The organism is Campylobacter sp. 2014D-0258, assembly GCF_008000495.1.
In the GTDB taxonomy this organism is placed as follows: domain Bacteria; phylum Campylobacterota; class Campylobacteria; order Campylobacterales; family Campylobacteraceae; genus Campylobacter_D; species Campylobacter_D jejuni.
Window position 1 is genome coordinate 114,918 of sequence record NZ_VOAR01000025.1, and the last position, 25,354, is coordinate 140,271.

26 protein-coding genes are annotated in these 25,354 nt (G+C 30.2%); 15 read left to right on the top strand and 11 right to left on the bottom strand.

Annotation, left to right across the window (positions count from 1 at the left end):
• Positions 1-5 precede the first annotated feature (5 nt).
• Genes secF through yajC form a run of 3 tightly spaced genes read right to left on the bottom strand, consistent with a single transcriptional unit; the run spans position 6 to position 2,822 of the window.
• Positions 6-977 (bottom strand): protein translocase subunit SecF, encoded by a 972-nt coding sequence (gene secF, locus SR62_RS05350; RefSeq protein ID WP_002858025.1) that lies wholly within the window; start codon positions 975-977, stop codon positions 6-8.
• Positions 977-2,557: a protein translocase subunit SecD gene (secD, locus tag SR62_RS05355; RefSeq protein ID WP_002892216.1), complete on the bottom strand. Its 1,581-nt coding sequence runs from the start codon at positions 2,555-2,557 to the stop codon at positions 977-979. Before secD ends, secF begins: the two co-directional genes overlap by 1 nt.
• Positions 2,550-2,822 carry a preprotein translocase subunit YajC gene (gene yajC, locus SR62_RS05360; protein WP_002786346.1) on the bottom strand — a complete coding sequence of 91 codons (273 nt, stop codon included), beginning with the start codon at positions 2,820-2,822 and terminating at the stop codon, positions 2,550-2,552. Before yajC ends, secD begins: the two co-directional genes overlap by 8 nt.
• Here yajC and SR62_RS05365 point away from each other — a divergent pair.
• Complete coding sequence (locus SR62_RS05365) at positions 2,795-4,120, top strand: apolipoprotein N-acyltransferase (RefSeq protein ID WP_002856545.1); 1,326 nt, start codon at positions 2,795-2,797, stop codon at positions 4,118-4,120. The genes yajC and SR62_RS05365 overlap by 28 nt on opposite strands.
• Positions 4,121-4,356: 236 nt before the next feature.
• On the opposite strand, the gene metK is transcribed toward SR62_RS05365, so the two are convergent.
• Positions 4,357-5,553 carry a methionine adenosyltransferase gene (gene metK, locus SR62_RS05370; protein ID WP_002852836.1) on the bottom strand — a complete coding sequence of 399 codons (1,197 nt, stop codon included), beginning with the start codon at positions 5,551-5,553 and terminating at the stop codon, positions 4,357-4,359.
• A gap of 139 nt (positions 5,554-5,692) precedes the next feature.
• Between metK and sstT the strand changes: the two genes are divergently transcribed.
• The 13 genes from sstT to aat are packed head-to-tail and all read left to right on the top strand — an operon-like array spanning position 5,693 to position 17,941.
• Positions 5,693-6,916: a serine/threonine transporter SstT gene (sstT, locus tag SR62_RS05375; protein WP_147502295.1), complete on the top strand. Its 1,224-nt coding sequence runs from the start codon at positions 5,693-5,695 to the stop codon at positions 6,914-6,916.
• A 9-nt stretch (positions 6,917-6,925) separates the two neighbouring features.
• On the top strand, positions 6,926-7,813 hold the full coding sequence (locus tag SR62_RS05380; protein WP_002855708.1) for an aspartate carbamoyltransferase catalytic subunit: 888 nt from the start codon (positions 6,926-6,928) through the stop codon (positions 7,811-7,813).
• Positions 7,814-7,816: 3 nt separating this feature from the next.
• The gene (locus SR62_RS05385) at positions 7,817-9,538 is read left to right on the top strand and encodes a M3 family oligoendopeptidase (protein ID WP_002880665.1); all 1,722 of its coding nucleotides are present in this window, start codon (positions 7,817-7,819) and stop codon (positions 9,536-9,538) included.
• On the top strand, positions 9,532-9,969 hold the full coding sequence (locus SR62_RS05390) for a hypothetical protein (RefSeq protein WP_070306623.1): 438 nt from the start codon (positions 9,532-9,534) through the stop codon (positions 9,967-9,969). The genes SR62_RS05385 and SR62_RS05390 overlap by 7 nt, the downstream gene beginning before the upstream one ends.
• Positions 9,966-12,041 (top strand): ATP-dependent helicase, encoded by a 2,076-nt coding sequence (locus SR62_RS05395; protein WP_002874070.1) that lies wholly within the window; start codon positions 9,966-9,968, stop codon positions 12,039-12,041. The genes SR62_RS05390 and SR62_RS05395 overlap by 4 nt, the downstream gene beginning before the upstream one ends.
• A complete protein-coding gene (gene truB / locus SR62_RS05400; RefSeq protein ID WP_002869549.1) occupies positions 12,038-12,856 on the top strand; it encodes a tRNA pseudouridine(55) synthase TruB in 819 nt (272 codons plus the stop codon). Before SR62_RS05395 ends, truB begins: the two co-directional genes overlap by 4 nt.
• Complete coding sequence (csrA, locus tag SR62_RS05405; RefSeq protein WP_002852854.1) at positions 12,850-13,077, top strand: carbon storage regulator CsrA; 228 nt, start codon at positions 12,850-12,852, stop codon at positions 13,075-13,077. The genes truB and csrA overlap by 7 nt, the downstream gene beginning before the upstream one ends.
• The gene (locus SR62_RS05410) at positions 13,074-13,841 is read left to right on the top strand and encodes a 4-(cytidine 5'-diphospho)-2-C-methyl-D-erythritol kinase (RefSeq protein WP_002859130.1); all 768 of its coding nucleotides are present in this window, start codon (positions 13,074-13,076) and stop codon (positions 13,839-13,841) included. The genes csrA and SR62_RS05410 overlap by 4 nt, the downstream gene beginning before the upstream one ends.
• Complete coding sequence (gene smpB, locus SR62_RS05415) at positions 13,838-14,290, top strand: SsrA-binding protein SmpB (protein ID WP_002852861.1); 453 nt, start codon at positions 13,838-13,840, stop codon at positions 14,288-14,290. Before SR62_RS05410 ends, smpB begins: the two co-directional genes overlap by 4 nt.
• A gap of 10 nt (positions 14,291-14,300) precedes the next feature.
• Positions 14,301-14,903, top strand: a complete 603-nt coding sequence (locus SR62_RS05420; RefSeq protein WP_002856169.1) for a TlpA disulfide reductase family protein — start codon at positions 14,301-14,303, stop codon at positions 14,901-14,903.
• Positions 14,903-15,193, top strand: a complete 291-nt coding sequence (locus SR62_RS05425) for an ATP-dependent Clp protease adaptor ClpS (protein WP_002856038.1) — start codon at positions 14,903-14,905, stop codon at positions 15,191-15,193. The genes SR62_RS05420 and SR62_RS05425 overlap by 1 nt, the downstream gene beginning before the upstream one ends.
• The gene (locus SR62_RS05430; RefSeq protein ID WP_042635869.1) at positions 15,190-17,319 is read left to right on the top strand and encodes an AAA family ATPase; all 2,130 of its coding nucleotides are present in this window, start codon (positions 15,190-15,192) and stop codon (positions 17,317-17,319) included. Before SR62_RS05425 ends, SR62_RS05430 begins: the two co-directional genes overlap by 4 nt.
• The gene (aat, locus tag SR62_RS05435; RefSeq protein ID WP_002826100.1) at positions 17,294-17,941 is read left to right on the top strand and encodes a leucyl/phenylalanyl-tRNA--protein transferase; all 648 of its coding nucleotides are present in this window, start codon (positions 17,294-17,296) and stop codon (positions 17,939-17,941) included. Before SR62_RS05430 ends, aat begins: the two co-directional genes overlap by 26 nt.
• Before the next feature lie 21 nt (positions 17,942-17,962).
• Here aat and cetZ read toward each other — a convergent pair whose 3' ends face one another.
• The 3 genes from cetZ to SR62_RS05450 all read right to left on the bottom strand — a co-directional run bounded on the left by cetZ (position 17,963) and on the right by SR62_RS05450 (position 20,333).
• Complete coding sequence (gene cetZ, locus SR62_RS05440; RefSeq protein ID WP_147502296.1) at positions 17,963-19,252, bottom strand: energy taxis response protein CetZ; 1,290 nt, start codon at positions 19,250-19,252, stop codon at positions 17,963-17,965.
• Positions 19,253-19,332: 80 nt separating this feature from the next.
• Entirely contained in the window at positions 19,333-19,959 is a 627-nt protein-coding gene (locus SR62_RS05445) for a MarC family protein (RefSeq protein WP_002866128.1), read from the bottom strand.
• A gap of 14 nt (positions 19,960-19,973) precedes the next feature.
• Positions 19,974-20,333 (bottom strand): methionine-R-sulfoxide reductase, encoded by a 360-nt coding sequence (locus SR62_RS05450; protein ID WP_002826104.1) that lies wholly within the window; start codon positions 20,331-20,333, stop codon positions 19,974-19,976.
• A gap of 89 nt (positions 20,334-20,422) precedes the next feature.
• Here SR62_RS05450 and SR62_RS05455 point away from each other — a divergent pair, with 89 nt between their 5' ends.
• Positions 20,423-21,220: a ferritin-like domain-containing protein gene (locus SR62_RS05455; RefSeq protein ID WP_002866129.1), complete on the top strand. Its 798-nt coding sequence runs from the start codon at positions 20,423-20,425 to the stop codon at positions 21,218-21,220.
• Here SR62_RS05455 and pssA read toward each other — a convergent pair.
• From pssA to SR62_RS05475, 4 genes are read right to left on the bottom strand one after another with little or no spacing between them, the layout of a single operon-like run.
• Positions 21,211-21,939 carry a CDP-diacylglycerol--serine O-phosphatidyltransferase gene (pssA, locus tag SR62_RS05460; protein WP_002859122.1) on the bottom strand — a complete coding sequence of 243 codons (729 nt, stop codon included), beginning with the start codon at positions 21,937-21,939 and terminating at the stop codon, positions 21,211-21,213. The two genes, SR62_RS05455 and pssA, sit on opposite strands and share 10 nt — an antisense overlap.
• A 9-nt stretch (positions 21,940-21,948) precedes the next feature.
• Positions 21,949-22,566, bottom strand: coding sequence for a phosphatidylserine decarboxylase (locus SR62_RS05465; RefSeq protein WP_002866132.1), 618 nt, complete (start codon positions 22,564-22,566; stop codon positions 21,949-21,951).
• Positions 22,563-24,500 carry an ATP-dependent zinc metalloprotease FtsH gene (ftsH, locus tag SR62_RS05470; protein ID WP_002853468.1) on the bottom strand — a complete coding sequence of 646 codons (1,938 nt, stop codon included), beginning with the start codon at positions 24,498-24,500 and terminating at the stop codon, positions 22,563-22,565. Before ftsH ends, SR62_RS05465 begins: the two co-directional genes overlap by 4 nt.
• 3 nt (positions 24,501-24,503) lie before the next feature.
• The gene (locus tag SR62_RS05475) at positions 24,504-25,349 is read right to left on the bottom strand and encodes a 50S ribosomal protein L11 methyltransferase (protein WP_002866133.1); all 846 of its coding nucleotides are present in this window, start codon (positions 25,347-25,349) and stop codon (positions 24,504-24,506) included.
• Positions 25,350-25,354: the final 5 nt, after the last annotated feature.

The window sequence follows — 25,354 nt, forward strand, 5'->3', positions numbered from 1 at the left end:
TCTCCTTACACAGTTCCTTTTTCATACATTGCACGATTGCGTTCTTTATCTTGTTTTCTTTTTGCTTTTTCAATTTCTTTATTTCTAAACTCAAGCACACTAAATTTAAACCATAATAATGTCGGACTTGCAACAAAAATAGAGCTTAAAGTTCCCGCTATAATACCTACAATTAAAGCCAAAGAAAATCCTTGTATCATTTCCCCGCCAAAGAAATAAAGTATCACAACGGTTGCTAAAGTCAACCCTGAAGTTAAAACCGTTCTTGATAAAGTTGCTGAAACACTTTCATTGATAATAGGTGCAAGTTCGGTTTTTTTACTTGTTTTAATACCTTCTCTGATTCTATCAAAAATAATAATTGTATCATTCAAAGAGTACCCAAGCACAGTTAAAACAGCAGCCAAAGTATCTAAATTGACATCAATTTTAAATAAAGAAATTGCCCCTAAAGTAATCACAACATCATGAATTTCACTGATTATAGCCGCAAGAGCAAAACGCCACTCAAAACGCAATGCTATATAAATTAAAATTGCTATCAAAGATACAGCTATAGCCATAAGTCCTTTATTTCTAAGTTCATCACCTACTTTTGGACCTACCACATCAGCACGACGCACTTCAAATTTTCCCGTATCCTTTAAAAGAGTGCTTATATGCTCACCTATATCATTGCTTACATTATCATTACTTCCTAAAAAGCGTATAGTTACTTCTTCATTGCTTCCAAACTCAGTTACAGATAAATTTTGAAAAGTTCCTTGATTTTCTAAAATTTCTCGAATTTGCGTTATAGGAGCTGCATTTTCATATTTAAGCTGAACTAAAGTTCCCCCGCTAAAATCAATGCCATATTGCAAACCCCTATCCCAAAGCAAATAAATAGAACCAAAAAACAAAATAAAAGAAAGAGAAATAGCAGCAAAACGCATTCTCATAAAATCATAAATTTTCTTTTCGCTAAAAAACTGCATTATCTTCTCCTGTAACCAAACCAAAATCTTGTATTATTACTTTTTTCTATGCGTTGCATAAAATAATCAAACATTCCATGAGTTCCTAAAATAGCTGTAATCATAGAAACGACAATACCAATCCCTAAAGTCACAGCAAAACCTTTGACCGCTCCTGTTCCATAGGCATAAAGCGCTACTGAAGTAACCAAAGAAGTGATATTTGAATCTATAATCGCACTCATAGCATTTTTATAGCCTTGTTCTATACTAGCTCTTATATTTACTCCATCTCGCAAGAGTTCTCTTATACGCTCATTAATAATCACATTTGCATCTACTGCCATACCCACAGTTAAAACAAGTCCTGCCATCCCTGGTAAAGTTAAAGTCGCTCCAAACATAGCCATAACAGCCACTACTACCAAAACATTAACCAACATTGCAATATTTGCAAAAATTCCTGCCACACCGTAATACATCATCATAAATATTACAATAAAAACCGATGCACCGATTAAGGCTATCATACTCATTTTAATACTATCAGCACCTAAAGATGGTCCTATGCTTCTTTGTTCAAGCAATTTTACAGGCGCAAGCAAAGCTCCACTTCTTAAAGCTACCGCCACATCACGCGCTTCTTCTTGGGTAAAAGCTCCACTGATTTGCCCACTACCTCCACCTATGCGTTCATTGATAGATGGGGCAGAATACACTTTATTATCAAGTACAATAGCAAGACGCTTTCCAACATTTGCTCCTGTATAATCAGCAAATTTTTTAGAACCCTCGGCATTTAAAGTAAAATTAATCACAGGATAATTACTCTTATCACTAATCCCTACTCTAGCATCAGTAAGCATAGATCCATCTAAAATAGGTATGCTTTTTAAGGTATATTTTAAATTTGGATTTCTAGAATCAGGCACTAAAATCAGTCCATAACTCGCAGCCTCAGTATCGCTCATTGTAGAAGCTTGACCCATTTTAGAATCATCAACCTCCATAAGTTGCAAATGTGCTGCTTTTGTGATGCGTTCTTTTGCTCTTAGTTCATCTTCTTTGGTTTTAATCCCTGCAAGTTCAACCAAAATCTTATCATCACCTTGTTTAGCAACTGTTGGCTCTGCTAATCCAAATTGATCAAGCCTATTTCTTATGGTTTCAACTGCTTGCAAAAGTGCAAAATTTTCTATATTTTTTACTTCTTCTGAGGTAAAAGAAATTTTATAGTGCATATTTTCACTTTGTATATTAATTCCTTTTATTTCTTTAAGCAAATTTTCAACTTTTGCAATATCTGCATTATCAAGCAAAGTAAATTCTAAAATATCATCATGGGTATTTAAGCCATCATTTAAAATATTTTCTTTATTAAAAGAATAACTCAATGAAGATGCAATTGATTTTATTTTAGATTTTACAGCTTCTTCATTATCTACACCTAAGAGCATATAAAGCCCGCCTTGCAAATCAAGCCCTAAATTAATCTTCGCACCACGTTCTGACTGCAAAAAAGAAGGGAGTGAAAAAGCCACTCCAAAAATAAATACCGCTATAAAAATAATCAAGCGATAATTGATTTTAGAATTACGCATCAATTTTCTTTGCTATAAATTCTCTTGAAATTTTTGCAGTAACATTGTCTTCATTAAGCTTAACTTTGATAAAATCCTCCTCTGGTTTTACGACTTCACAAATAAGTCCGCCATTAGTGATGATTTTATCTCCTTTTTGCAAAGACTCAAGCATTTGTTTATGTGCTTTTGCTTGTTTTTGTTGCGGTCTGATCACCAAGAAATAAAAAATTGCAAATAACACTACAAGAGGTAACAATGAAGTTAAAATTGAATTTTCTGCCATATTTTTCCTTTATTCCAAAAAAATTAAACACTAATTCTATCATTTTTAAAATAATAAAAGTCTTTTTTATTGCAATTTTACTTTCAAATTCTATTTATCTATCATTTTTTGAAAATATTTTTACACAAACTATTAGCCCATTTTTAGCTATTTGGGGCTTAGTTTTACTTCTAAAAAGTAAAAATTCTAAACAATATTTTTGGATAGGTTTTTTTGTAGGGATTCTTTGGTTTTGGTGGATTGGTTTATCTTCAATTTATTTTAATCTAAACTATTTAGTACCAATTATACCAATTATCATTGGTTTTATTTATGGACTACTTTTTAGATTATGTTATTTATTAAAATTTGATTTTTTAAGGCTTTGTGGAATTTTTTGCATAAGTTTTATTCATCCTTTAGGATTTGATTGGCTTAATTGGGGAATTTTTACAGTTTATGGTTTTTTTGACCCAAGTTATCGTGGCATTATTTGCATATTTTTAATAGCATATTTCATCTATGAGGGTTATATATCAAGATATTATAAAATAGCGATTGTTCTTATTTTATTCTTTAGTGGATTTCAATATAATGAAAAACAAGCTCAAACTCTTAATTTAAACTATAAACTCATCAATACTAATATCTCTCAAGATCAAAAATTTTTACAAGAAAATTTAAAATCAAATTCTGATATCTTAATTCAAGATATACTTCAAGCTATAAATGAAAAAAAAGAACTTGTAATCTTGCCTGAAACCGCTTTTGCTTTTGATTTAAAAAATACCAAATATGAGCTCATGCTTAAAGAATTATCTTATAAAATCACCATTATTACAGGAGCATTTCATGTTGAAAAAGAGCATACTTACAATAGCACTTATATCTTTAAAAAAGGCAATGTCTATATTTTAAATAAGCATTTTTTAGTTCCCTTTGGTGAAGAAATTCCATTTTTTAAAGACTTAACAAAAAAATATTTTCTCAAAAATATTGAAGAATTTTCCAAAGGTCCTATACAAAGCAAATATAAATTAGATAATCAAATTATCACAAATGCAATTTGTTATGAAGCTACCAAAGAACAAAACTATCAAAATTCACAAATTATTATAGCCCTAAGCAACAATGCTTGGTTTAATAATAGTAGCGAATACAAACTCCAGCAACTCTTAATGAAATTTTATGCAAGTAAATATGGGGTTAGTGTTTATCATGCTACAAATGGCAAAGAGAATATAGTTATACTCCCTAAAAAGCTTTTAAGCAAAGATTGGAAAAATTTATCCAAAGAAATATTTAATGATAAAAAATAATATTAAAATTTTAATTTTAAAGTAATTTAAGTTATTTTATATTATAATTCTGTCAAACAATATTTTGACTTAGAGGGGTTTTTACCCCAAAGCTAAATTAATTTAGCTTCCTTCCTAACTTTTATATTTATGAGGGATATTGAAAAATATCCCTCTAAGTCAAAAATTAATATAACTTTATTAATTCTTTATAATTATACAAGCCTTGTTTAAGCTTGTATAATATTGTTAATTTTTTAAAGTAGCTTTTTAAACTGTTCTAGAGCATCAAGTTTTTCCCAAGGATAGTCCTTTTGTCCTACTTGCCCACGAGCTGCTACATCCGCATAAAGAAAAGTTTCTTTACTTGGTTTATCCAGATGAAATTTATCACGGATCCAATTTGGCGTTAAAGAAAAATTTTGCATTACAAAATCACTTAAAACATCGTCATTTACACTGGTATTTGTGCCCATACAATCCACGCTTACCGAAGTAGGTTTTGCAACACCTATAGCATAACTAAGTTGAACTATACATTTTTTAGCAAGCCCTGCTGCAACTATGTTTTTAGCTAACCATCTACCTGCATAAAGTCCACTTCTATCAACTTTAGTATAATCTTTGCTCGATTGCGCACCACCACCTATTGGAGAATAACCTCCAAAACTATCTACTATAAGTTTTCTTCCTGTTAAACCACTATCATGTAAAGAAGAATGATTAACATATTTACCAGTTGGATTGATTAAAATTCTAGTCTTATTAGGATCAAAAAGTTCTTTTGGTAAATTACTATCTAAGATAAGTTTCATCACTAAAGATCTTAAATCTTCTATTTTCATACTTTCAACACAAGGTGCAGAAACTACTATAGTATGAATACTTTGCGGTTTGCAATTTTCAAAATTCGCCTTAGTGCCATAATCTATAGTCACTTGAGTTTTAATATCCACTCCAAGTTCATGTGGATTTGCTTTTGCATAAGCATAAACTCTATCACATAGCATTCTTGCATAACTAATAGCTGCTGGCATATATTCCTCAGCTTCACAACTTGCAAAACCAAACATAATGCCTTGATCACCTGCTCCTGTTTCGCCATCTTCTTGATCGACACCTTGGTTGATATCAGGGCTTTGTTCATTTAAAAACACCATAACATCAACCTCATCAGGATGTAAACACTGCTCTTTGCTAAAATGGCCTGCTCCGTCATAACCAATGTTTTTTAAAACATCTTTAACTAAATTATCGTAATCAGCTTTACTAAGTTTGTGATTTGACTTAACTTCGCCTCCTATCACAACCTTATTTCCTGCGACAAAAACCTCACTCGCCACCCTTGAATTTTTGTCATTTTTCAAGAGTATATCCACTATCGTATCAGCGATTATATCAGCGCACTTGTCTGGATGACCTGCACTTACGACTTCTGAAGTGAATAGATACATAAAAAGTCCTTTCATTTAAAATAAACCACAATTGTATCCAAATAAACTTATCAAAGCTTGATAAATTAAAAATTCTCTAAAATTAAGCAAAAGTTAGTTAAAATCAACTTTTGATATAAAAAATATTTAAAAGGTTTTTATGTTTTCTAAAATCATTCAAAGCTACGCTAAAGGCAACCTCATAGTTCAAATTTGCATAGGTATAGCACTAGGAATACTTATAGGCATTAGCTCTAAAGAAATATCTGAAATTGCAAATTTACTTGGAATACTTTTTACAAGTGCCTTAAAAGCTATCGCTCCTATGCTTGTTTTTATTTTAATTTTAACCTCAATTTGCACTAAAGATTTTTCTCAAAGTGGTGCTAAGATCAAAAATATTATCATTTTATATATAGTAGGCACCTTTTTTGCTTCAGCTTGTGCAGTTCTTGCTAATTTTTTCTTCCCTGTAAAGCTTGTTTTAGATGGAGTTCAAACTGCTACAAACTCATCTCCAACCCACATGAGTGATATTTTCAAAGATCTTTTATTTAAAATTGTCGATAATCCCATAAATGCTCTTTCAAGCGGAAATTATTTAGGAATTTTAACTTGGGCAATAGCTGGAGGTATAGCATTAAAACACTGTTCTAACGAAGCAAAACAAGTTTTTATAGATATCAATGAAGGGGTTTTAAAAATTGTTAAATTTATAGTAAAACTTGCTCCTTTTGGAATTTTTGGACTTGTGGCTAATTCTGTAGCACAAACAGGAGCGCAAGGTTTACTAAGTTATGTAAAACTTTTAATTTTACTTGTAGCTACTATGCTTTTTGTTACTTTTGTTATTAATGCCTTAATAGTCTTTTTTTATACAAGAAAAAATCCTTTTCCTTTGATTTTTATCTGCTTAAGGCACAGTGCATTTTTTGCTTTTTTTACAAGAAGTTCGGCAGCAAATATTCCTGTAAATATGGCACTTTGTGCCAAACTTGGCATAGATAAAGAATTTTATGGCATTTCTATACCTTTAGGAGCTACTATCAACATGGCAGGAGCGGCAGTTACTATAGCTATTTTAAGCCTTACTGCAGCCAATACCGTTGGCATAGAAATCAGTCTTTTACAAGCCTTTTTATTAAGCATTATTGCTACCTTTGCAGCTTGCGGGGCTAGCGGAGTTGCGGGCGGATCTTTGCTGCTTATACCTTTGGCTTGTTCTTTATTTAATATAGACTATGATATTGCTATGAAGGTAGTTGCCATAGGTTTTATTATAGGGGTTATTCAAGATAGTGTTGAAACTGCTTTAAATAGTTCTACAGATGTTCTTTTTACAGCAATTTGTTCTAAAAATGAATTAAATTACAATATCAAATAAGGCAAAAACATGCGTCATCTCATCACTACAAAAGATTTTAATAAAGTCGAAATTATGGAGCTTTTTAAAGAAGCAAGTGATTTCTTAGATGAAAAACCTAGAACTTTTCTTAAAGGAAAAAGTATCACGACAATTTTTTTTGAAAATTCTACACGCACCCTTTCATCTTTTGAAAGCGCTGCAAGAAGATTAGGCGCTAGGGTTTTACGCCTTGATGTTTCAAGATCAAGCTCTAGCAAAGGAGAAACTCTTTATGATACTGCTGCTAATTTAGATGCCATGAGTCCTAATGCTATTGTTGTAAGACACGCAAACTCAGGAGTTCCTTTGATATTAGCAAAGCATATGCATTGTCCAGTTGTTAATGGAGGAGATGGAAAACACGCCCATCCTACCCAAGCTTTGCTAGATTTATTTACTATTTATAATCATTTTCAAGGCGATGTCGAAGGTAAAAAAATTTGCATCGTAGGTGATATTAAAAATTCCCGCGTTGCAGCGTCTAATATAGAACTTTTAAGCAGATTTAATCTTGATATTACCCTAGTAGCTCCACCACATTTTATGCCTAATACCCATCTTAAAAAACATTATAAGCTTGATGAGAATATCATAGCAAATTCAGATATCATCATGAGTCTTAGAACACAAACAGAAAGACATAATAAAACCGTTTATGCTTCACTTAAAGACTATGCAAATGATTTTTGCATTCAAAAAAGCTTAGTAAAAGATAAAAAGCTTATTTTACTACATCCAGGCCCTGTTAATCGCAATATTGACATAAGCGATGAAATGATGAGCGATGAAAGGACTTTAGTTTTAAAACAAGTTAAAAATGGAGTGGCTATTAGAATGGCTGTTCTTAAAAAACTCATACTAGAAAATGAAGGATAAAAAATGTTAGAATGGGATTTAAGTGCTTTATTTCACGATAAAGAAGCGTTGCAAAATTTTACACAAGATCAAATCCAACAAAGTTTAAATTTTAAAAAAAACTATGAAAATAAACTTTATATATTAAATGCTAATGAGTTTTTACAAGCTTTAAAAGATTATGAAAATTTAAATCAAGCTCTTGGCAAAATCATGACTTATGCTTATTTGCTTTTTGCTAAAAACACTCAAAATGGTTCTTTTTACGCACAATACGAAGAAGAATGCAAAAAAATAGAAGAAAATTTACTCTTTTTCGAGCTTGAATTTTGCGAGTTAGCTCCTGAGAAAAGTCAAGAATTTACAACTTTTTGCAAAGATTATGATTTTTATCTTTCTAATTTATTGCAAAACAAACGCTATAATCTTAGCAAAAACGAAGAACGCATTATGCTCTATCTTTCAAATACAGGTGCAAATGCTTTTAGTAGACTTTTTGATGAAAGTATGAGTGCTTTAAAGATCCCTTTTGAAGGTAAAAAACTTAGCGAAGAAGAAATTCTAAGCAAAATGTATGATGAAGATAGAAAAACACGCAAAAAAGCTGCTAAAAAATTCAGTAAAGTTTTGCAAAAAAATAGCAGACTTTTAAGTTTTATTATCAATATGATAAAAACAGAAAGAAAAAATATAAGCTTATTAAGAGGTTATGAAAATGCTGAAATTTCAAGACATATCAGCAATCAAATTTCGCAAAAAAGCGTTGATTCCTTGATAGCAAGTGCGCAAAAACATTTTAACTTAGTATCGCAATTTTACAAAAGAAAAAAACAAATTTTGGGCTATGATGAGCTTAAAGACTATGATAGATATGCACCCATAGGAAAAGAAGCAAGTTTTGATTTTAAAACAAGTAAAAATATTGTTTTAGAGGCATTTCAAGCTTTTTCTCCGCAATTTTATGATATAGCAAAAAATGCTTTTAATCAAGGCTGGATTGATGTTTATCCACAAGAAAATAAACAAGGGGGTGCTTTTTCACATTCTGCAACTTCTGATGCACATCCTTTTGTTTTATTAAACTACACCGATAAAAGGCGTGATCTTTTTACACTTGCACATGAATTAGGACACACCATCCATCAAAAACTTTCTTATAATGTAAGCTATTTAAATCAAAACACGCCTTTAACCACCGCAGAAACAGCTTCAGTTTTTGCTGAAATGCTCGTATTTGATTTTATTAAAGATAAGTTAAAAAAAGAAGAACTCCTATCTTTATATGCAAATAAAATCGAAGATATTTTTGCAACTTTTTATAGACAAATTAATTTTACTTGTTTTGAAAGACGCTTACATGCTCAAGAAAATGAACTTAGCACCGAAGAAATCAATAAAATTTGGATGGAAGAATCTCAAAAGATGTTTCAAGACAGCGTAAAACTTACAAAAAATTATGCTTCTTGGTGGAGTTATATTCCTCATTTTATCCATTCTCCTTTTTACTGCTATGCTTATGCTTATGCGCAACTTTTAGTTTTAGCTCTTTATGGACTTTACAAAAGTAAAAAATGTGAAAATTTTAAAGAACTTTATATCAAAATGCTTTCTTTAGGTGGAAGTGTGAGTCCAAAAGAACTAGTAGGAATGTTTGGCTTTGATATAGAAGATGAAAATTTTTGGGAAATAGGCATAAAAGAAATTCAAAAACTCATCAATGAATTTATGGAGTTACAATCATGCTAGAAACAATCTTAAAAAATGAAAATTTTATCCATACCATGCAAAAGCATTGTTATGAAGTTATTTCACACCTTATAGAAGAAAATATAGAATTTTCCATAGTTGCAAATACAAATTTCATAAATTTTAACCCTGAACTTCCCAAAGAGCTTGATGTTAAACAAAATCCTTATGCTCTTTTTGCTCTTGGAGGATACACCTTTGAATCCATACAACTAAATAAAGATTTCATTCAATTTCACGCAGGTTTTGGAAATGATGATTTTGATAGTTTTGTAAAGGTTGATTTAGGAGCTATCACGCAAATTCAAATAGAAAATAGCATTTTATTTGTTAATTTTAGCCTTTATAAACGCGAAGATAGTAAAAATTTACAAAAATCTAAAAATATATTTTTAAATAATCCAAAAAATAAAGATATTTTCAAAAAATGAATCTATTTGAAGAGTTAAATGATAGTCAAAAACAAGCGGTAAGCCACATTGATGGAGCCATGCTTATCCTAGCAGGCGCAGGTAGTGGAAAAACCAAAACTATCACCACTCGTCTTGCTTATCTTATCGGTGAAGTAGGCATCCCCTCACATAACACTCTTACTCTTACTTTTACAAATAAAGCAGCTAGTGTTATGCGTCATAGAGCATTAAATTTTCTACAAGGCAATCACAATCCTTTGCTTTGCACCTTTCATAAATTTGGACTTTTATTTTTAAAACTCCATTTTGAAAGATTGGAGCGTAAAAATAGTTTTATTGTTATCGATACAGATGATACAAAAAAAATAATTAAAGACTTAATCCATGATAAAAACAAAGATAATGTCTATGATATTATCCAATACATATCTTATTGCAAAAATGAAGGCAAAAGAGTAAGCAATGTCTTTGAAGATTTAAATTTACTAAAAGAACATAATTTTGAAAAATATCAAAATGAATACAAATTTGCCAACTATTACCGTGCTTATGAAGAATACTTATTAAAACAAAATTTTGTAGATTTTGATGATCTTTTATTGCTAAGCAATCTCATTTTAGAAAATGATATAAATTTTGCCAAAGAACAAAGCTTACTTTATAATTACATTACAGTTGATGAGTATCAAGATACTAATACCTTGCAATATAAAATTCTAAAAAATCTATGTTGTATGCATGAAAATATCACAGTTGTTGGTGATGATGATCAAAGTATTTATAGTTGGCGTGGAGCAAAAATTGAAAATATTTTAAATTTTCAAAATGATTTTAAAAATGTTAAACTTGTAAAACTTGAACAAAACTATCGTTCAGTAGGGACTATTTTACAAGCAGCAAATAATCTCATATCTCACAATGAGCAACGACTTGGAAAAACTTTAATCTGTACTAAAGATACAGGGGAAAATATTAAAATATTAAAAAACGAAAACGAAAAAGATGAAGGTTTATATATCGCTCAAGAAGTGAAAAAATTGCTAAATTCTGGAGTAGAAGCTAAAGAGATCGCCATTTTATTTCGAGTTAATGCACTATCAAGAGCAATAGAAGAAGCATTTATGAAGAAACAAATTTCTTATAAACTACTTAGTGGTATGCGTTTTTATGAGAGATTAGAAATAAAAGATTTAATCTCGTATCTTAGACTTATCTTAAATCCAAGCGATGATTTGTCGTTTAAACGTATTATTAATCGCCCCAAAAGATCCATAGGAGAAAAAGCCCTAAAAAATTTAGAAGAATATGCAAAAAAACGTCAAATTTCACTTTTTGATGCCCTATGCGAAAGCGATGGTGGTGTAGGAATTTTAACAACAAAAAAAGCACAAAATGAAGCAAATATTTTTATACAAAATATTCACACTCTAAAAAGCTACGATAATGCAAAAAAGGTTTTTGACAATATAGAAGAATTATTTAAAATTAAAGATTATTTTTCAGAGCAAGATGATGGAGATGAAAGAATCAGAAATCTTGATGAGTTTTATGCCAATCTAAGAGAAAAACTCAAAGAAGATCCCGAAGCTTCTTTAGAAGATCTACTTAGTGAAATTTCTTTATTAAGTGATCAAGATAATTTAGATGAAGAATGTGTTTGCTTGATGAGTATTCATGCTAGCAAAGGTTTGGAATTTGATTATGTTTTTATAATAGGCTTTGATGAAGGATTTTTTCCTTTAAATAGCGAAGAAAATCTCGAAGAAGAACGCCGTCTTGCTTATGTTGCCATCACTCGCGCCAAGAAATTTCTCACAATAAGTGTTGCAAATTCTCGTTTTTATCATGGTTCAAGAGCAAACATCAATCCTAGCCGCTTCTTAGAAGAAAGTAAATTAATCAATGAAAAATCAAAAAATCAAAATATACAAAAAACTAGTTTTTGCAAAGGAGATCTAGTTAAACATAAAATTTTTGGCATTGGCAGGGTTGTTGAAGTTAATAAAAGCGGAAAAGAGGAAAAGCTTAATATTAATTTTGGTGGTATAATGCGTGTAATCATGGCAAGCTTTGTGGAAAAAGCAGTATGAATAAGATCTTTGCAGCCTTTAAACCAAGAGGTTTGAGTTCTAATGCCTTTTTAAGTACTTTAAAGAAAAAATATAAAAATAAAAAAGCAGGATATTCTGGCACTCTTGATCCTTTCGCCAAAGGGGTTTTAATCGTTGCGTTTGGACAATACACAAAACTTTTCCGATTTTTAAAAAAAACCCCAAAAACCTATAAAGCTACTTTATGGCTTGGAGTTTACTCCTTAAGTCTTGATGATCAAAATATAAAAGAAATTCAAAATATAAAAGAATTTGATCTTGCAAATTTAAAACAAATCATTGATCAAATGCAAGGAATTATCTCCTATACACCACCTCAATTTAGCGCCAAAAGAATCAATGGAACTCGCGCCTATGAACTTGCAAAAAAAGGTATAGAAGCAAATTTAAAACCTTGTCAAATGGAAGTATTTGATTGTAAGATCTTAAGCTATAATCATCCTTTTTTAAATATTGAAATCACAGTCAGTGAAGGTGCTTACATAAGATCTTATTGTGAACTTTTTGCTAGAAAACTAGGTATTAATGCGACTTTAAGCTCTTTAGAGCGCATTAAAGAAGGCAAATTTGTTTATAATAATGAGAAAAGCTTAAATGTGTTAAAATACATTAACCTAAAGCCAAATTTTATCAAGGATTTAAATAAACTCGAAAATGGTGCTAAAATTTTTGTCGAAGAATTAGAATTTCATGATGAAGGAGATTATTATATTGAAACAGAAAAATATTTTAGCATAATTAATATTAAAGAAAATACAGTAAAATATCTTCTAAATAAGGTTGAAAAATGTTAATATTATCAAGAAAAGAAAATGAAAGTATAATTATCGGAGAAGGTATAGAAATCAAAGTCGTTCAAACAGGGAAAGGATATGCCAAAATAGGTATAGAAGCTCCAAAATCCCTTATGATACTTAGAAAAGAACTTGTTCAACAAGTAAAGGATGAAAATTTGCATTCTGTTGTTCAGAATGATATTAAACTTGATGACTTAAGCAAAAAACTAATCAAATGAAAGCTTACGCTAAAGCAAATATTTTTTTAAAACTTACCGGTTTTGACTCAAGAAAATATCATCTTTTAGAATCACGATTTATACTTTTAAAAGATGTTTTTGATGAGCTTGAGCTTGTTGACAAAGAATCAGATTCTAAAAAAGAATTTGAAATCATTAGTAATTTTAAATGCGAAAATAATATTATTCAAAAGGCTTATTTGCTACTTTCTAGAAGATATAATAACGAATTAAAAGAATTATTTAGCAAAAAAAGTCTAAAACTCACAAAAAATATCCCAGTATGTGCTGGGCTTGGTGGTGGAAGTAGCGATTGTGCGAGTTTTTTACTACTAATAAATGAAACCCTAAATTTAAAATTAAACCTACAAGAACTTATAAATTTAAGCATACAACTAGGAAGTGATATTGCCTTTTTTTTAAGTGGCTTTCACTCTGCTAATGTAAGTAGCTGTGGCGAAATTATAGAAGAATTTGAAGATGACATACCTAATTTAAAATGGACTTTTCCACAAATATCTTGCCAAACTAAAGCTGTTTATGATGAATTTGATAGAGGAATATTTGACTTTCAAAAAAACAATAATCAAGCGCAAATCTACAAAAAACTCAGCACAAAAGAGTTGTTACAAAATTTTAAAAACAAAGAATTAAATGATTTATTTACTCCTTGTGCAACTTTATATCCTAAAATGAAGTCTTACTTACAAGAAGATTTTTTTCTAAGCGGTAGCGGTAGTAGTGTTTTTAAGGTTGATCGATGAAAATTATTGCGAGAAATAAAAAAGCTTTATTTGATTATAGCATCATAGAACGCTTTGAAGCCGGAATTGTCCTTAAAGGAAGTGAAGTTGTAGCCTTAAGGGCAGGAAGAGCAAATCTTAAAGACTCTTTTGTTCGCATTATAAAAAATGAGATTTTTTTACTTAATTCTCATATTTCATTGCTTCATACTACACATTCTTTCTATAAACACGAAGAAAGAGGCGCTAGAAAGCTTTTAATGCATAGAAAGCAAATTGATAAATTATTAGGTAAAGTAAGTATAGAAGGATATACTATCGTTGCATTAGATCTTTATTTTAACACAAAAAATAAAGTAAAAGCCACTCTTGCTTTAGCTAAAGGGAAAAATTTGCACGACAAGCGTGAAACTTTAAAGAAAAAGCAAGCCGATTTAGAAGCTAGAGCTGCTATGAAAAATTATAAATAAAGGAAATTAAATGAAAAAAATTTTAACCCTATTTTTAATAAGTTTAGCATTTTTTCTTAATGCTTGCTCCAAAGAAGAAGAAATTCAAAATGATTTTATGTTTGAAGAGTATCACAAAGGAGATAAAATAGTCTTAAATAGTGTAAATGGTGGAAGCAAAACTTTAATAAGAACAGATAAAGGTTTTGTGGTAGAAGGAGAGGAAGGAAAAGTTCTAATGTTTGATTTTTTTGGCACTTTTTGCACCCCATGCAAAGAAGAAGCTTTAGATCTTAGCAAACTTTGGAAAAATAATTCTAGCAAATTTATCATTATAGGACTTACACATTTTGAAGATGTTAGCGATGAAACAGTTAAAAAATTCGCAGATGATTATGGTGCTTACTATTTTCTAAGCAATGGCGGTTCTAATGATCGTATTATTGCTCAAATTTTAAAAGATATAGACTATCAAAATATGGAGCAACTTCCTTTTAAAGTTGTTTTAAAAAATGGAATTTATCAAAAAATAAGCGATTACTGGAATAATAATGCTCCAACAAATTTTTATCTTGGCAAAATTCCAACAGAACTCATGCAAGAAGATTTAAATAAAATCTACAAAGGAAAATAATGCCAAAAACCCAGACTCTAGAGCAGACAAAACTTAGTGAACCAAAAATGTATAAAGTTATACTCTTAAATGATGATGTAACAACCATGGATTTTGTCATAGAAATTTTGATGAATATTTTTCATCAAAACCTTGAAAAAGCAAGTCAAACAATGTTAGAAATTCATCACAATGGTTCTGGAATTTGTGGCATTTACACTCAAGAAATAGCTCTTTCAAAACAAAAAAAAGTTATAGATGCGGCTAAACTTGCTAATTTTCCACTACAAGCAAAGGTAGAAGAAGAATGAAATACCAAGAAAATTTACAAAAATATCTTGATAATGCCAAAAATCTAAGCTTAATAAACCACCATGAATTTGTTACCTGTGAGCATGTACTGTTTGCATTACTAAAACTAAGCACTGATTTTAAGGATATATTTGAAGAATTTTCAGATGGAGATCTTGAGCTTCTAGAAACCGAATTAAAAAATTACATTTCTCAAAACAATCAAGTTATTAAACAAGAAATAGAACCTACAATATCTGTTGTTTTAGATGAAATCTTACTTTCATCTAAAAATAAAAATAATGAAATTAAAATTATAGATTTTTTAGAAAAGCTCATACAGGATTCAAGAAGTTATTCTAGCTATCTCTTAAAAAAACACAACATAAATCTTAACAAAATTCAAGAACTTCAAAATCATGAAAATATACAAAATTTAAACAACCACACAAGTGATTTAACACTTTTGGCTCAAAATGGCAAGATTGATCCTTTAATAGGAAGAAAATTTGAACTTGAAAGAATGATGCAAATTCTTTCACGTCGCAAGAAAAATAATCCTATTTTAGTAGGAGAAGCAGGAGTTGGCAAAACGGCCATTGTAGAAGGATTAGCATTAGCTATTGCGGAAAAAAAGGTGCCTAAAAACTTACAAAATGCAAAAATTTTTAGTCTTGATATGGCTAGTATACTTGCGGGAACAAAATACCGTGGAGATTTTGAGAAAAGAATTAAAGAAATTTTAAATGAACTTGAGAAAATACCCAATGCTATTTTATTTATTGATGAAATTCACACTATAGTAGGAGCTGGAAGCACAGGAGAATCTCATACTGATTTTTCCAATCTTTTAAAACCAGCTCTAAGTAATGGAACTTTAAAATGCATAGGTGCAACAACTTTTATGGAATATAAAAATACTTTTGATAAAAATAAACCCCTAAGTCGCCGTTTTGCTAAAATAAATGTAGATGAACCAAGCCAAGAAGAAAGCTTGCAAATTCTTAAAGGATTAAAAAACAAATATGAAGAATTTCATCATATAAAATTAAACGATGAAATTCTTCAATATGCTGTAATTTGGGGTAAAAAATTTTTTAATGATAAATTTTTACCTGATTGTGCTATAGATCTGATCGATGAACTTGGCGCTTCTTTTGCTTTAAATCCAAAAGCTAAAAAAAATGCCAATTTAAAAGATTTAGAAAATGTTTTAGCAAAAATGACCCACCATCACAAAATATTTGAATTCGATCAAAATAAAGCTTTAATGAATTTAAAAACAAATTTAAAAGCAAAAATTTTTGGCCAAGATGAAGTTATAGATAGCCTTGTTTCATCACTTAAGCAAAGTTTTGCGGGATTTAAAAATTCCAATACACCACGCGGAGTGTTTTTGTTTACTGGATCAAGTGGAGTTGGAAAAACAGAACTTTGCAAAGCTTTAGCTGAATTTTTAGGTTTAAATTTAGAACGCTTTGATATGAGTGAATATGCAGAAAAACATACTATAAGTAAACTAATAGGATCTCCAGCTGGATATATAGGTTTTGAAGAGGGTGGACTTTTAAGCAATGCTATTCGCAAAAATCCTTTCAGTCTTGTTCTTTTTGATGAAATAGAAAAGGCTCATCCTGATTTAAGCAATACCTTTTTACAGATTTTTGACAATGCTGAACTCACCGACAATAGCGGTCTTAAAGTAGATTTTAAAAATACAATCATTATTATGACATCTAATCTAGGACTTAAAGAAAGCAATGAGCTTGGTTTTTTAAGTAAAAATGAAGAAAAAAGTAATCGTGCTATCAAAGATTTTTTTGCTCCAGAATTTATTAATCGCATTGATAAAATTTTACATTTTAATGATTTAAACGATGCTATACTTGTTAAAATTATCGAAAAAGAACTTGATGAAATTTCTAAAAATTTAAATAATATAAAATTATCAATGGATGATAAAGCCAAAATTTATTTAGCTAAAAAAGCCTATAATAAAGAATTTGGAGTAAGGCTTTTAAAACGCATAATTTCTGAGGAAATAGGAGAAAAAATCAGTGATGAAATTTTATTCGGAAAGCTTAAAAAAGGCGGTATAGCTAAAATCAAACTTGGTAAAAATGGAAAGCTCGAATTTATATTCTAAATTACTCAATGCACCTAAAAATGCTCCTGTATTTTTAAGTCAAAATTTAGAAGCTGATTTTATTGTAAAAGCTTATACTTTTGGTCTATTCCCATGGACAAGTAAACCTGTAACTTGGTGGTGTCCAGATCCTAGATGCATTTTAATTCCAAATCAAATTCACATCCAAAAAAATATGAAAAAATTTATTAATCTCTATCAAATTAAACTTGATTATGATTTTTTAAAATTAATTACATTATGTCGCGATACACGCTCTCAAAGCTGGATAGATGATGAATTTATTACCACTTATTATAAGTTATTTACCCAAGGCTATGCGCATAGCCTTGAACTTTATGAAAATAATGAACTTATAGGTGGAATTTATGGTTTAATTTTAGGCAAGGTTTTCTTTGGTGAAAGCATGGTAAGCATTAAAAAAAATGCATCTAAAGTTGCCATGATTAAACTTTGTGATTTATTAAAACCTTATGATTTTATCATAGATTGTCAAGTTTATAACCAACATTTAGAATTTATGGGTGCTCATAATATTTCTAGGAAAGAATTTTTAAATATTTTAAAAGAAAAATGCAATCAAGAAAGTGGTTTTAAAAATTTTAAAGATTTAATTACTTAAAAATAAGCGTGAAAATCACGCTTATGACATCGCTTTAGCAACTTCAGCAGAGCTTTCACGAATTTTCTCCATACACTCTCTTGCTTCTTTTGCAAGTTCAACACTCTGATTAACATCCTCTAAACCGCTTTTAATACTCTCAACCACTTGTGATGTAACATTACGAATAGAATTAATCGTAGTGGTAATTTCATTAACCGAATGCCCTGTTCTTTCAGCTAAATTTCTTACTTCATCAGCAACAACAGCAAAACCTCTACCATGTTCACCAGCACGTGCTGCCTCAATAGCAGCATTTAAAGCAAGCAGATTAGTCTGATCAGCAATATCACTAATAGTTTGAATAATAGATTTAATTTCATCTGATTGTTGATTTAAAGAGGAAACAAGATTTGAACTTTGAGACATCATATCAGCAATATTCTGAACATTTGAAACAGTGTTTTCAATTACACGATCTCCATCTTGAGTAAGATTATCATTTTTTTCTGCAAGTTCGCTTATGAGACGAAGTTTTTCTTGATCTTTTTTAACTTGTTCGCTTATATCTGTAGCAAATTTAATAACCTTGTAAATTTTTCCATCATCATTTTTAACCGGATTATAACTTGCTTCAAGGTATACTTTTTTATTATTTCTTCCGTATCTTATATATTTACCTGATTGAAATTTACCCTCTCTTAAATCTTCCCAAAATTGAACATAGTCCTTAGAGTGTCTATAATTAGAATCACAGAACATACTATGATGCTTTCCTTTAATCTCATCAATATTAAAATCCATAGTTCTTAAAAAATTTTCATTAGCCGTAATAATAGTCCCATCAGGTTTAAATTCAATAATAGCCATAGAACGATTAGCAGCAGCAATAGTATTTTTAAGATCAAGCATTTCATAATGTCTTTGAGTTATATCATTGGCAAATTTAATAATTTTATAAACATAACCATTATTATCACTAATTGGAAGATAATTTGCTTCTAAATAAACATCTATCCCTCCCTTAGCTATACGTCTAAAAAGACCACTTCTAGCTTTTCCATCTCTTAAATCTTTCCAAAAATCACTATATGCTGAAGAATTAACAACTTCAGGCAAACAAAACATACTATGATGCTTACCCTTGATCTCTGAAAGGGAGTATTTCATAGTTGTTAAAAAATTTTGATTTGCCTCTAAAATAACGCCATCGGTGGTAAATTCAATTACCGCCATAGTATTCCCAATAGATCTTAAAATATCTCCTAAACCATTACACTTTTTTTCAAGTTGTTCAATTATTTCAGTATTATTTTTCTTAGCACCAAACATAAAACTCACCTTTTTAATAATAAATTATTTTAAAATTATATCATATTTATATAGTATTATTTACTTAAAATTATATTAATTTATAAGTTAAATATATCCTTTAAACCTACAATAATCATCTTAAACCCCATAGCAGCAATAAATACTTGTGCTATACGAGAAAAAACATGTAAAATCAATTTTCCAACTATTTTTTCTATAGTAGCTGCAAAATGAAAAAGTATAAACATAAAAATAAAAGCTATCATTACTCCGCCAAGAGCAACATCAAGCCCACCATCTTCGGCTATAACGATAACACTAGCTAAAGTTCCAGGCCCAACAAGCATAGGAAATGCCATAGGTATTAAACTCTGTCTTAAAATTTCCTTATCATCCATATCCTGATAAGAACTAAAATCCTTAGTTGCAATTTTTGTTGAAAAAAGTAAATTTTTAATAGCCATTATAATAAGAACCAAACCACCAGAAACCCTTAAATCATCTAATGAAACCCTAAAAATATAGTTCATAAACAAAGGTCCTGATAATAAAAATACCAAAACTATAGTAAAAGCTGTATAGAGAATAGTTCTAAAAAGTTTTTTTCGAAGCATTAAAGGCAATCCATCACTCATAGCCAAAAATTGAGTTAAATTACCAAAAGGATTTAATATGGCAAGTAAAGTAATTGCAGCAAAAAACATCAAATAAAGCTCAGAACCCATACTAGAAAACACTATCAATCCTTAGTTTTTACAAATTCCAAAGAAATAGAATTTACACAATGTCTTACATTTTTAGCAGAAAATCCTTCTCCTTCAAAAACATGACCTAAATGTCCATTGCAGTTTGCACATACAATCTCGGTTCTAATCCCATCTTTATCAGGAATTCTTTTAACAGCCCCTTTTATTTCATCATCAAAGCTAGGCCACCCACAACCTGATTTAAATTTATCTTCGGATTTATAAAGCGAAGCTCCACATTGCTTGCATTGATAGATTCCTTTTTCATAAAAATCATTATATTTCCCACTAAAAGGAGCTTCTGTTCCTTTATTTAAAATTACTTTTTTTTCTTCTTCATTTAATTCTTTCATGATCTACCCTTGTAAAATAATTTTTATATTATATAATTAAAATTTCAATTTTAAATGATAAATTTTTATAATTTTCAAGAAAGTTTTAAATGCAAAAAGAATTTTTTCAAGAACTTCAAGATATTTTATATGAAAAAAATATAACTATAAAATTTCACTCTTTTCAAAATTTTTATGAAGACTTTAAAAGCCACAAATTTATTTTTAATCACGAGCATCAAAGCATTTTCAAAAAAAATACATCGCAACAAATTACCTTGCTTCATCCTACACGTATAAGAAGGCCTAAATTTGTCAATTCAACTCATGCGCTTGCTAAAATAATTCATTCAGTCGCTCATATAGAATTTAATGCAATTAACCTAGCTTTAGATGCGAGTTATCGCTTTAAAAATCTACCTTTGCAATTTTATTACGATTGGCTGGAGGTGGCAGATGAGGAAATTAAACATTTCAAACTTTTAAATTCAGCACTTGAAGAACTTGGTTACAAATATGGAGATTTTCCAGTGCATGATAATTTAGAATCTGCTCTAGAAGCTACAAAAGACTCTTTAAGCTTTAGAATGGGAATAGTTCATAGAGGTTTAGAAGCTAAAGGGCTTGATGCCAACCCCTTTGTTGTTCAAAAACTTCAAAGTTCCAATCATTCCATTAAAAATCTTTTAATGGAATATCTTGAAATTATACTTAATGATGAAATAAAACACGTTAAAAAAGGAGATACTTGGTGGAAATTTGCAAATCAAAACAAGTATGATTTTATCGAGCTTTGTAAAACGTTTAAACAATTCTCTCTTGCAGGAAAAAAACTTAACATTCAAGCAAGAATCAAAGCTGGCTTCACTCAAGAAGAATGCGAAGTCATTGAAAAATTTTACTCTTGATTTCTTATCTTAAATTTTGAAACAATAATGGTATATAAAACCCGAATAATTCCATAAAGCACATACAAGCTTGCTAAAATTACTAAACTTTCAAGAGGATAAAGATATAAAAATGAAAATATTATAATTAAAATAATCAAAACTTTTAAAACACTAGAACGATTAAAATCAAGCTTTTTAAAGCTAGGATAGCGTATATTACTTACCATTAAAAGCCCTAAAATTGCTTGAAGCACCAAAAAAACTACACCATAAGGCTTTAAAAAATCATAACTAATAAACGCATAAGTCCATATAGCACTCACAACTGCTGCAGTAGGTATAGGAAGACCTATAAAAACAGAAGGTTCATAAGTGCCTGTGGTAACATTAAATCTCGCCAAACGAATAGCTCCAAAAACCACAAAAAAAGCCGTAATCAAAGATCCAAGTTTTCCAAAATCATAACCTATAGCCATATAAAAAAGAACCGCTGGAGCAACTCCAAAAGCTACTAGATCAGCTAAAGAATCAAATTCTACTCCAAATTTTGAAGTAGAATTTGTAAGTCTTGCAACACGGCCATCAAGCCCATCGCAAATCAAAGATAAAATAATATAAATCAAAGCTGTATAATAATTTCCATGTATTGAAGCTATAATAGAAATAACCCCTAAAAAAGCTGAAGCAGCTGTAAAAAGATTGGGTAAAATATAAATTAATTGCGGTCTGTTATTCATTATTTTTCCTTACGCAAAATAGCCTAGCAATGAGCCTGCTTTAATTTCATCATTTAAGCCTATATGAATTCTAGTATCTTTTGGTAAAAGTAAACTTATAGAGCCATTGATTAAAAAACCCATTCTATCTCCTGCTTTTAAATCATGAGAAATATTATCAAGCTTTAATTTTCTATCAAAAGAACCTGCATAGATTCGCAAGGCTATCGTTTTATTCTCTTTAACTTTTGCCAAAATAAAAGCTCTTTCATTCATCATTTTTGCAGATTTTAATTCACTGCACAAAAAAAGCCCATGCCGTAAACGAATATCTATTATAGACATTGCAAAAGGTGTATTAAAATTCCCAGCATCATAAAGAGCGTTTTTAATAGTAATTTCAACACATTCACCCAAATCTTTATGATGAATATTTTCTATTTTAGTAACCCTACCATCCATAGGTGCAAAAATAGCTTTTTCATCACTACAAACAAGTTCTCTTTTGGGCGCTCTAAAAAGAAAAATACAAATTACAATTAATGCTAATAGCAAGATGGAAAAAGAATAAAAAATCCACACAAAAATAAAAATTAAGCTTAAAATAATAAGACTTAAATATCCATCTTTTGCAATAAAATCTTTCATTCTTCTACTTTAACTTCAGTTTTAACTTCTTCGAGTTCTTGTAAACGAGTTGGTAGACTATTTTGATCCTCAAACTCTTTAATAATCTCACGCACTTTATTACCTTCAATAGTTTCTTCTTCATAAAGGGCTGCAACCATAGTCTCAATCGCTCCCTTATAAGTATTTAAAGTATCTTTAACATCTTTATAGCGTTCATCTAAGGTTTTCTTTACATAATCATCTAAAGATTCTGCCATCTTTTCAGAATAGTCTTTTATAGTTTGCCCACCACTTAAGAAAGTATTTCTTTGTTTTTCAAGCACCATAAGTCCTGCAATTTCACTCATACCATACATAGAAATCATAGCTTTTATGATATCGGTTGCTCTTTCTAAATCATTACTTGCACCCGTTGAAATTTCACCTATAAACACTTCTTCAGCTGCACGACCACCCAAAAGTACATCTACTTCAGCGATAAGTTCATGTTTTTGCATTAAAAATTTATTTTCCTCAGGAGTATTTAAAGTATAACCTAAAGCCGCAAGACCACGCGGAATCACAGAAACCTTACTTACACGTTTTGCGCCTTTGGTTGTTTCAGCAATCAAGGCATGACCACATTCATGATAAGTAACAATTTTCTTTTCTTTTTCATTAATACGACGTGATTTCTTCTCAAGTCCTGCTATAGCTCTTTCGACAGCTTCAACTAAATCATTTTGTTCTACATATTTTTTAGAATCCCTACCCGCTAAAAGCGCTGCTTCATTAATAATATTTGCAAGATCAGCTCCTGCAAGCCCTGCAGTTAAGCGTGCTATATCTTCTACTTTAACTTTTGGGGATATTTTGACATCTTTCATGTGCACTTTTAAAATATCACACCTACCTTTAAAATCAGGTTTATCAACTAAAACTTGTCTATCAAACCTTCCTGGTCTTAAAAGCGCTGCATCTAAAACTTCTGGGCGATTTGTTGCTGCTAAAACAATGACTGGGGAACTTTCTGTCCCAAAGCCATCCATTTCAGCCAAAAGCTGATTTAAAGTTTGCTCTCTTTCATCGTTTCCACCCATCATGCCACTTGCTGCACGACTTTTACCAATAGCATCTATTTCATCTATAAAAACAATAGCAGGAGCTTCTTTTTTTGCATTTTCAAACAAATCTCTCACACGAGAAGCACCTACACCCACAAACATTTCTATAAAAGATGAACCTGAAACACTAAAAAACGGCACATCAGCTTCACCTGCAACTGCTTTTGCAAGCAAAGTTTTTCCTGTACCTGGAGGTCCAACAAGTAAAAGCCCTTTTGGAATTTTAGCTCCCAATTTAATATATCTTTCAGGATACTTTAAAAAATCTACAATTTCTTTTACTTCTTCTTTAGCTTCTTCAACACCAGCTACATCGCTAAATTTTACTTTAGGTTTTTCTGAATTTACAAGCTTCTTAGAACTTCCTATACCCAATATAGAACTTCCCATATTTTTTTGCATACGACTTGCCAAAAACATCCAAATACCAAAGAAAATAAATACTGGCAAAACCCATGAAAAAAGTATATCCGTAAACCAATTTGTTTCAGAATACGCACCATAAGCGATATTTTTACTATCTAGTAAACTCACAAGCTCAGGATCATTAACTTTTTTTGCTGTATAAACAGTATTGTGAGAGCTTGAAATCGCTTTGATTGTTGTTTGTCCTATGCTAACTTGATTGATTTGTCCACTTTCAATAAGCTTTTTTAACTCAGAATAAGGGACATTTTTATTTACTTCATTGCCATTCAATGCCCCGCCAAAAGAACCATTGCCATCAAAAAATCCCTTAAAAATAATTATCATTACAATTGCAAAAATCGCAAAAATAAAAATGGGATTTTTGTTAAAAAAATTATTACCCTGCGGATTACCCTTATTATTTGGGGTATTATTATTCATTACTTATCCTTTTTTATTATTTTTATATACAAAACTACACCACTCATTGATTTGCATTTCATCAATGAGTTCCAAATCTTGAAATTTTTCTTTAATTCTTGTTGAATATTTATCTAAAATTCCTGACAAAATAAGTATAGCATTATCTTCTAAATGGTTTTTAATATCTTTTTCTAAAATTAAAATCACATCTGCAATGATATTTGCAACAATTAGATTATATAAACCATTTGCTTTATCTATAGATCCACACCAAGCCTTGTGAAAATCAACACCATTTAATCTTGCATTTTCTAAAGAACTATCAATAGCCAACTCATCAGTATCACAAATTTCAACATTGCAGCCAAACTTTGCCATAATAATACCCAAAATTCCACTACCACAACCAAGATCTAAAGCTCTTAATTTACTTTTAGAAAATTTTTGTAAAAATTTTACACAAGAATATGTGCTTTCGTGATGTCCCGAGCCAAAGGCTAAGGCTGGATTAATCTTTATATTTATAAAATTCTTTTTTTCTTCTTGCCAAGTGGTATGGATGTAAACATTATCCACTAAAATAGGTTTTATGCCTTTTTTATATTCTTGTATCCAGTCCTTGTTTTCTTTCTCTACAAGACTTAAATTAGAAATAATTTTATGGTTTAAATTGAAAGTAGTTGTAAGTTTTTGAGCAAATATTTCAAGTGCCCATGAAAGCTCTTCCAAACTCTCATGGGATCTAATGTAAACACCATTATCTTTCTCTTCTATGGCTTCTATACCTAAATCAAAAGCAAAATCAAGAAATAAATTTTTATACCGCTCTTCTACGATAAAGAACAATTCGTAATATTTTTTTTGCATTTAGA

Bases quoted from the DNA above. Each gene is read 5' to 3' on its own strand.
- secF (WP_002858025.1), bottom strand. From the start codon at position 977: ATGCAGTTTTTTAGCGAAAAGAAAATTTATGATTTTATGAGAATGCGT.
- secD (WP_002892216.1), bottom strand. From the start codon at position 2,557: ATGCGTAATTCTAAAATCAATTATCGCTTGATTATTTTTATAGCGGTA.
- SR62_RS05365 (WP_002856545.1), top strand. From the start codon at position 2,795: ATGAAGTTAAAATTGAATTTTCTGCCATATTTTTCCTTTATTCCAAAA.
- yajC (WP_002786346.1), bottom strand. From the start codon at position 2,822: ATGGCAGAAAATTCAATTTTAACTTCATTGTTACCTCTTGTAGTGTTA.
- metK (WP_002852836.1), bottom strand. From the start codon at position 5,553: ATGTATCTATTCACTTCAGAAGTCGTAAGTGCAGGTCATCCAGACAAG.
- sstT (WP_147502295.1), top strand. From the start codon at position 5,693: ATGTTTTCTAAAATCATTCAAAGCTACGCTAAAGGCAACCTCATAGTT.
- SR62_RS05380 (WP_002855708.1), top strand. From the start codon at position 6,926: ATGCGTCATCTCATCACTACAAAAGATTTTAATAAAGTCGAAATTATG.
- SR62_RS05385 (WP_002880665.1), top strand. From the start codon at position 7,817: ATGTTAGAATGGGATTTAAGTGCTTTATTTCACGATAAAGAAGCGTTG.
- SR62_RS05390 (WP_070306623.1), top strand. From the start codon at position 9,532: ATGCTAGAAACAATCTTAAAAAATGAAAATTTTATCCATACCATGCAA.
- SR62_RS05395 (WP_002874070.1), top strand. From the start codon at position 9,966: ATGAATCTATTTGAAGAGTTAAATGATAGTCAAAAACAAGCGGTAAGC.
- truB (WP_002869549.1), top strand. From the start codon at position 12,038: ATGAATAAGATCTTTGCAGCCTTTAAACCAAGAGGTTTGAGTTCTAAT.
- csrA (WP_002852854.1), top strand. From the start codon at position 12,850: ATGTTAATATTATCAAGAAAAGAAAATGAAAGTATAATTATCGGAGAA.
- SR62_RS05410 (WP_002859130.1), top strand. From the start codon at position 13,074: ATGAAAGCTTACGCTAAAGCAAATATTTTTTTAAAACTTACCGGTTTT.
- smpB (WP_002852861.1), top strand. From the start codon at position 13,838: ATGAAAATTATTGCGAGAAATAAAAAAGCTTTATTTGATTATAGCATC.
- SR62_RS05420 (WP_002856169.1), top strand. From the start codon at position 14,301: ATGAAAAAAATTTTAACCCTATTTTTAATAAGTTTAGCATTTTTTCTT.
- SR62_RS05425 (WP_002856038.1), top strand. From the start codon at position 14,903: ATGCCAAAAACCCAGACTCTAGAGCAGACAAAACTTAGTGAACCAAAA.
- SR62_RS05430 (WP_042635869.1), top strand. From the start codon at position 15,190: ATGAAATACCAAGAAAATTTACAAAAATATCTTGATAATGCCAAAAAT.
- aat (WP_002826100.1), top strand. From the start codon at position 17,294: ATGGAAAGCTCGAATTTATATTCTAAATTACTCAATGCACCTAAAAAT.
- cetZ (WP_147502296.1), bottom strand. From the start codon at position 19,252: ATGTTTGGTGCTAAGAAAAATAATACTGAAATAATTGAACAACTTGAA.
- SR62_RS05445 (WP_002866128.1), bottom strand. From the start codon at position 19,959: ATGGGTTCTGAGCTTTATTTGATGTTTTTTGCTGCAATTACTTTACTT.
- SR62_RS05450 (WP_002826104.1), bottom strand. From the start codon at position 20,333: ATGAAAGAATTAAATGAAGAAGAAAAAAAAGTAATTTTAAATAAAGGA.
- SR62_RS05455 (WP_002866129.1), top strand. From the start codon at position 20,423: ATGCAAAAAGAATTTTTTCAAGAACTTCAAGATATTTTATATGAAAAA.
- pssA (WP_002859122.1), bottom strand. From the start codon at position 21,939: ATGAATAACAGACCGCAATTAATTTATATTTTACCCAATCTTTTTACA.
- SR62_RS05465 (WP_002866132.1), bottom strand. From the start codon at position 22,566: ATGAAAGATTTTATTGCAAAAGATGGATATTTAAGTCTTATTATTTTA.
- ftsH (WP_002853468.1), bottom strand. From the start codon at position 24,500: ATGAATAATAATACCCCAAATAATAAGGGTAATCCGCAGGGTAATAAT.
- SR62_RS05475 (WP_002866133.1), bottom strand. From the start codon at position 25,349: ATGCAAAAAAAATATTACGAATTGTTCTTTATCGTAGAAGAGCGGTAT.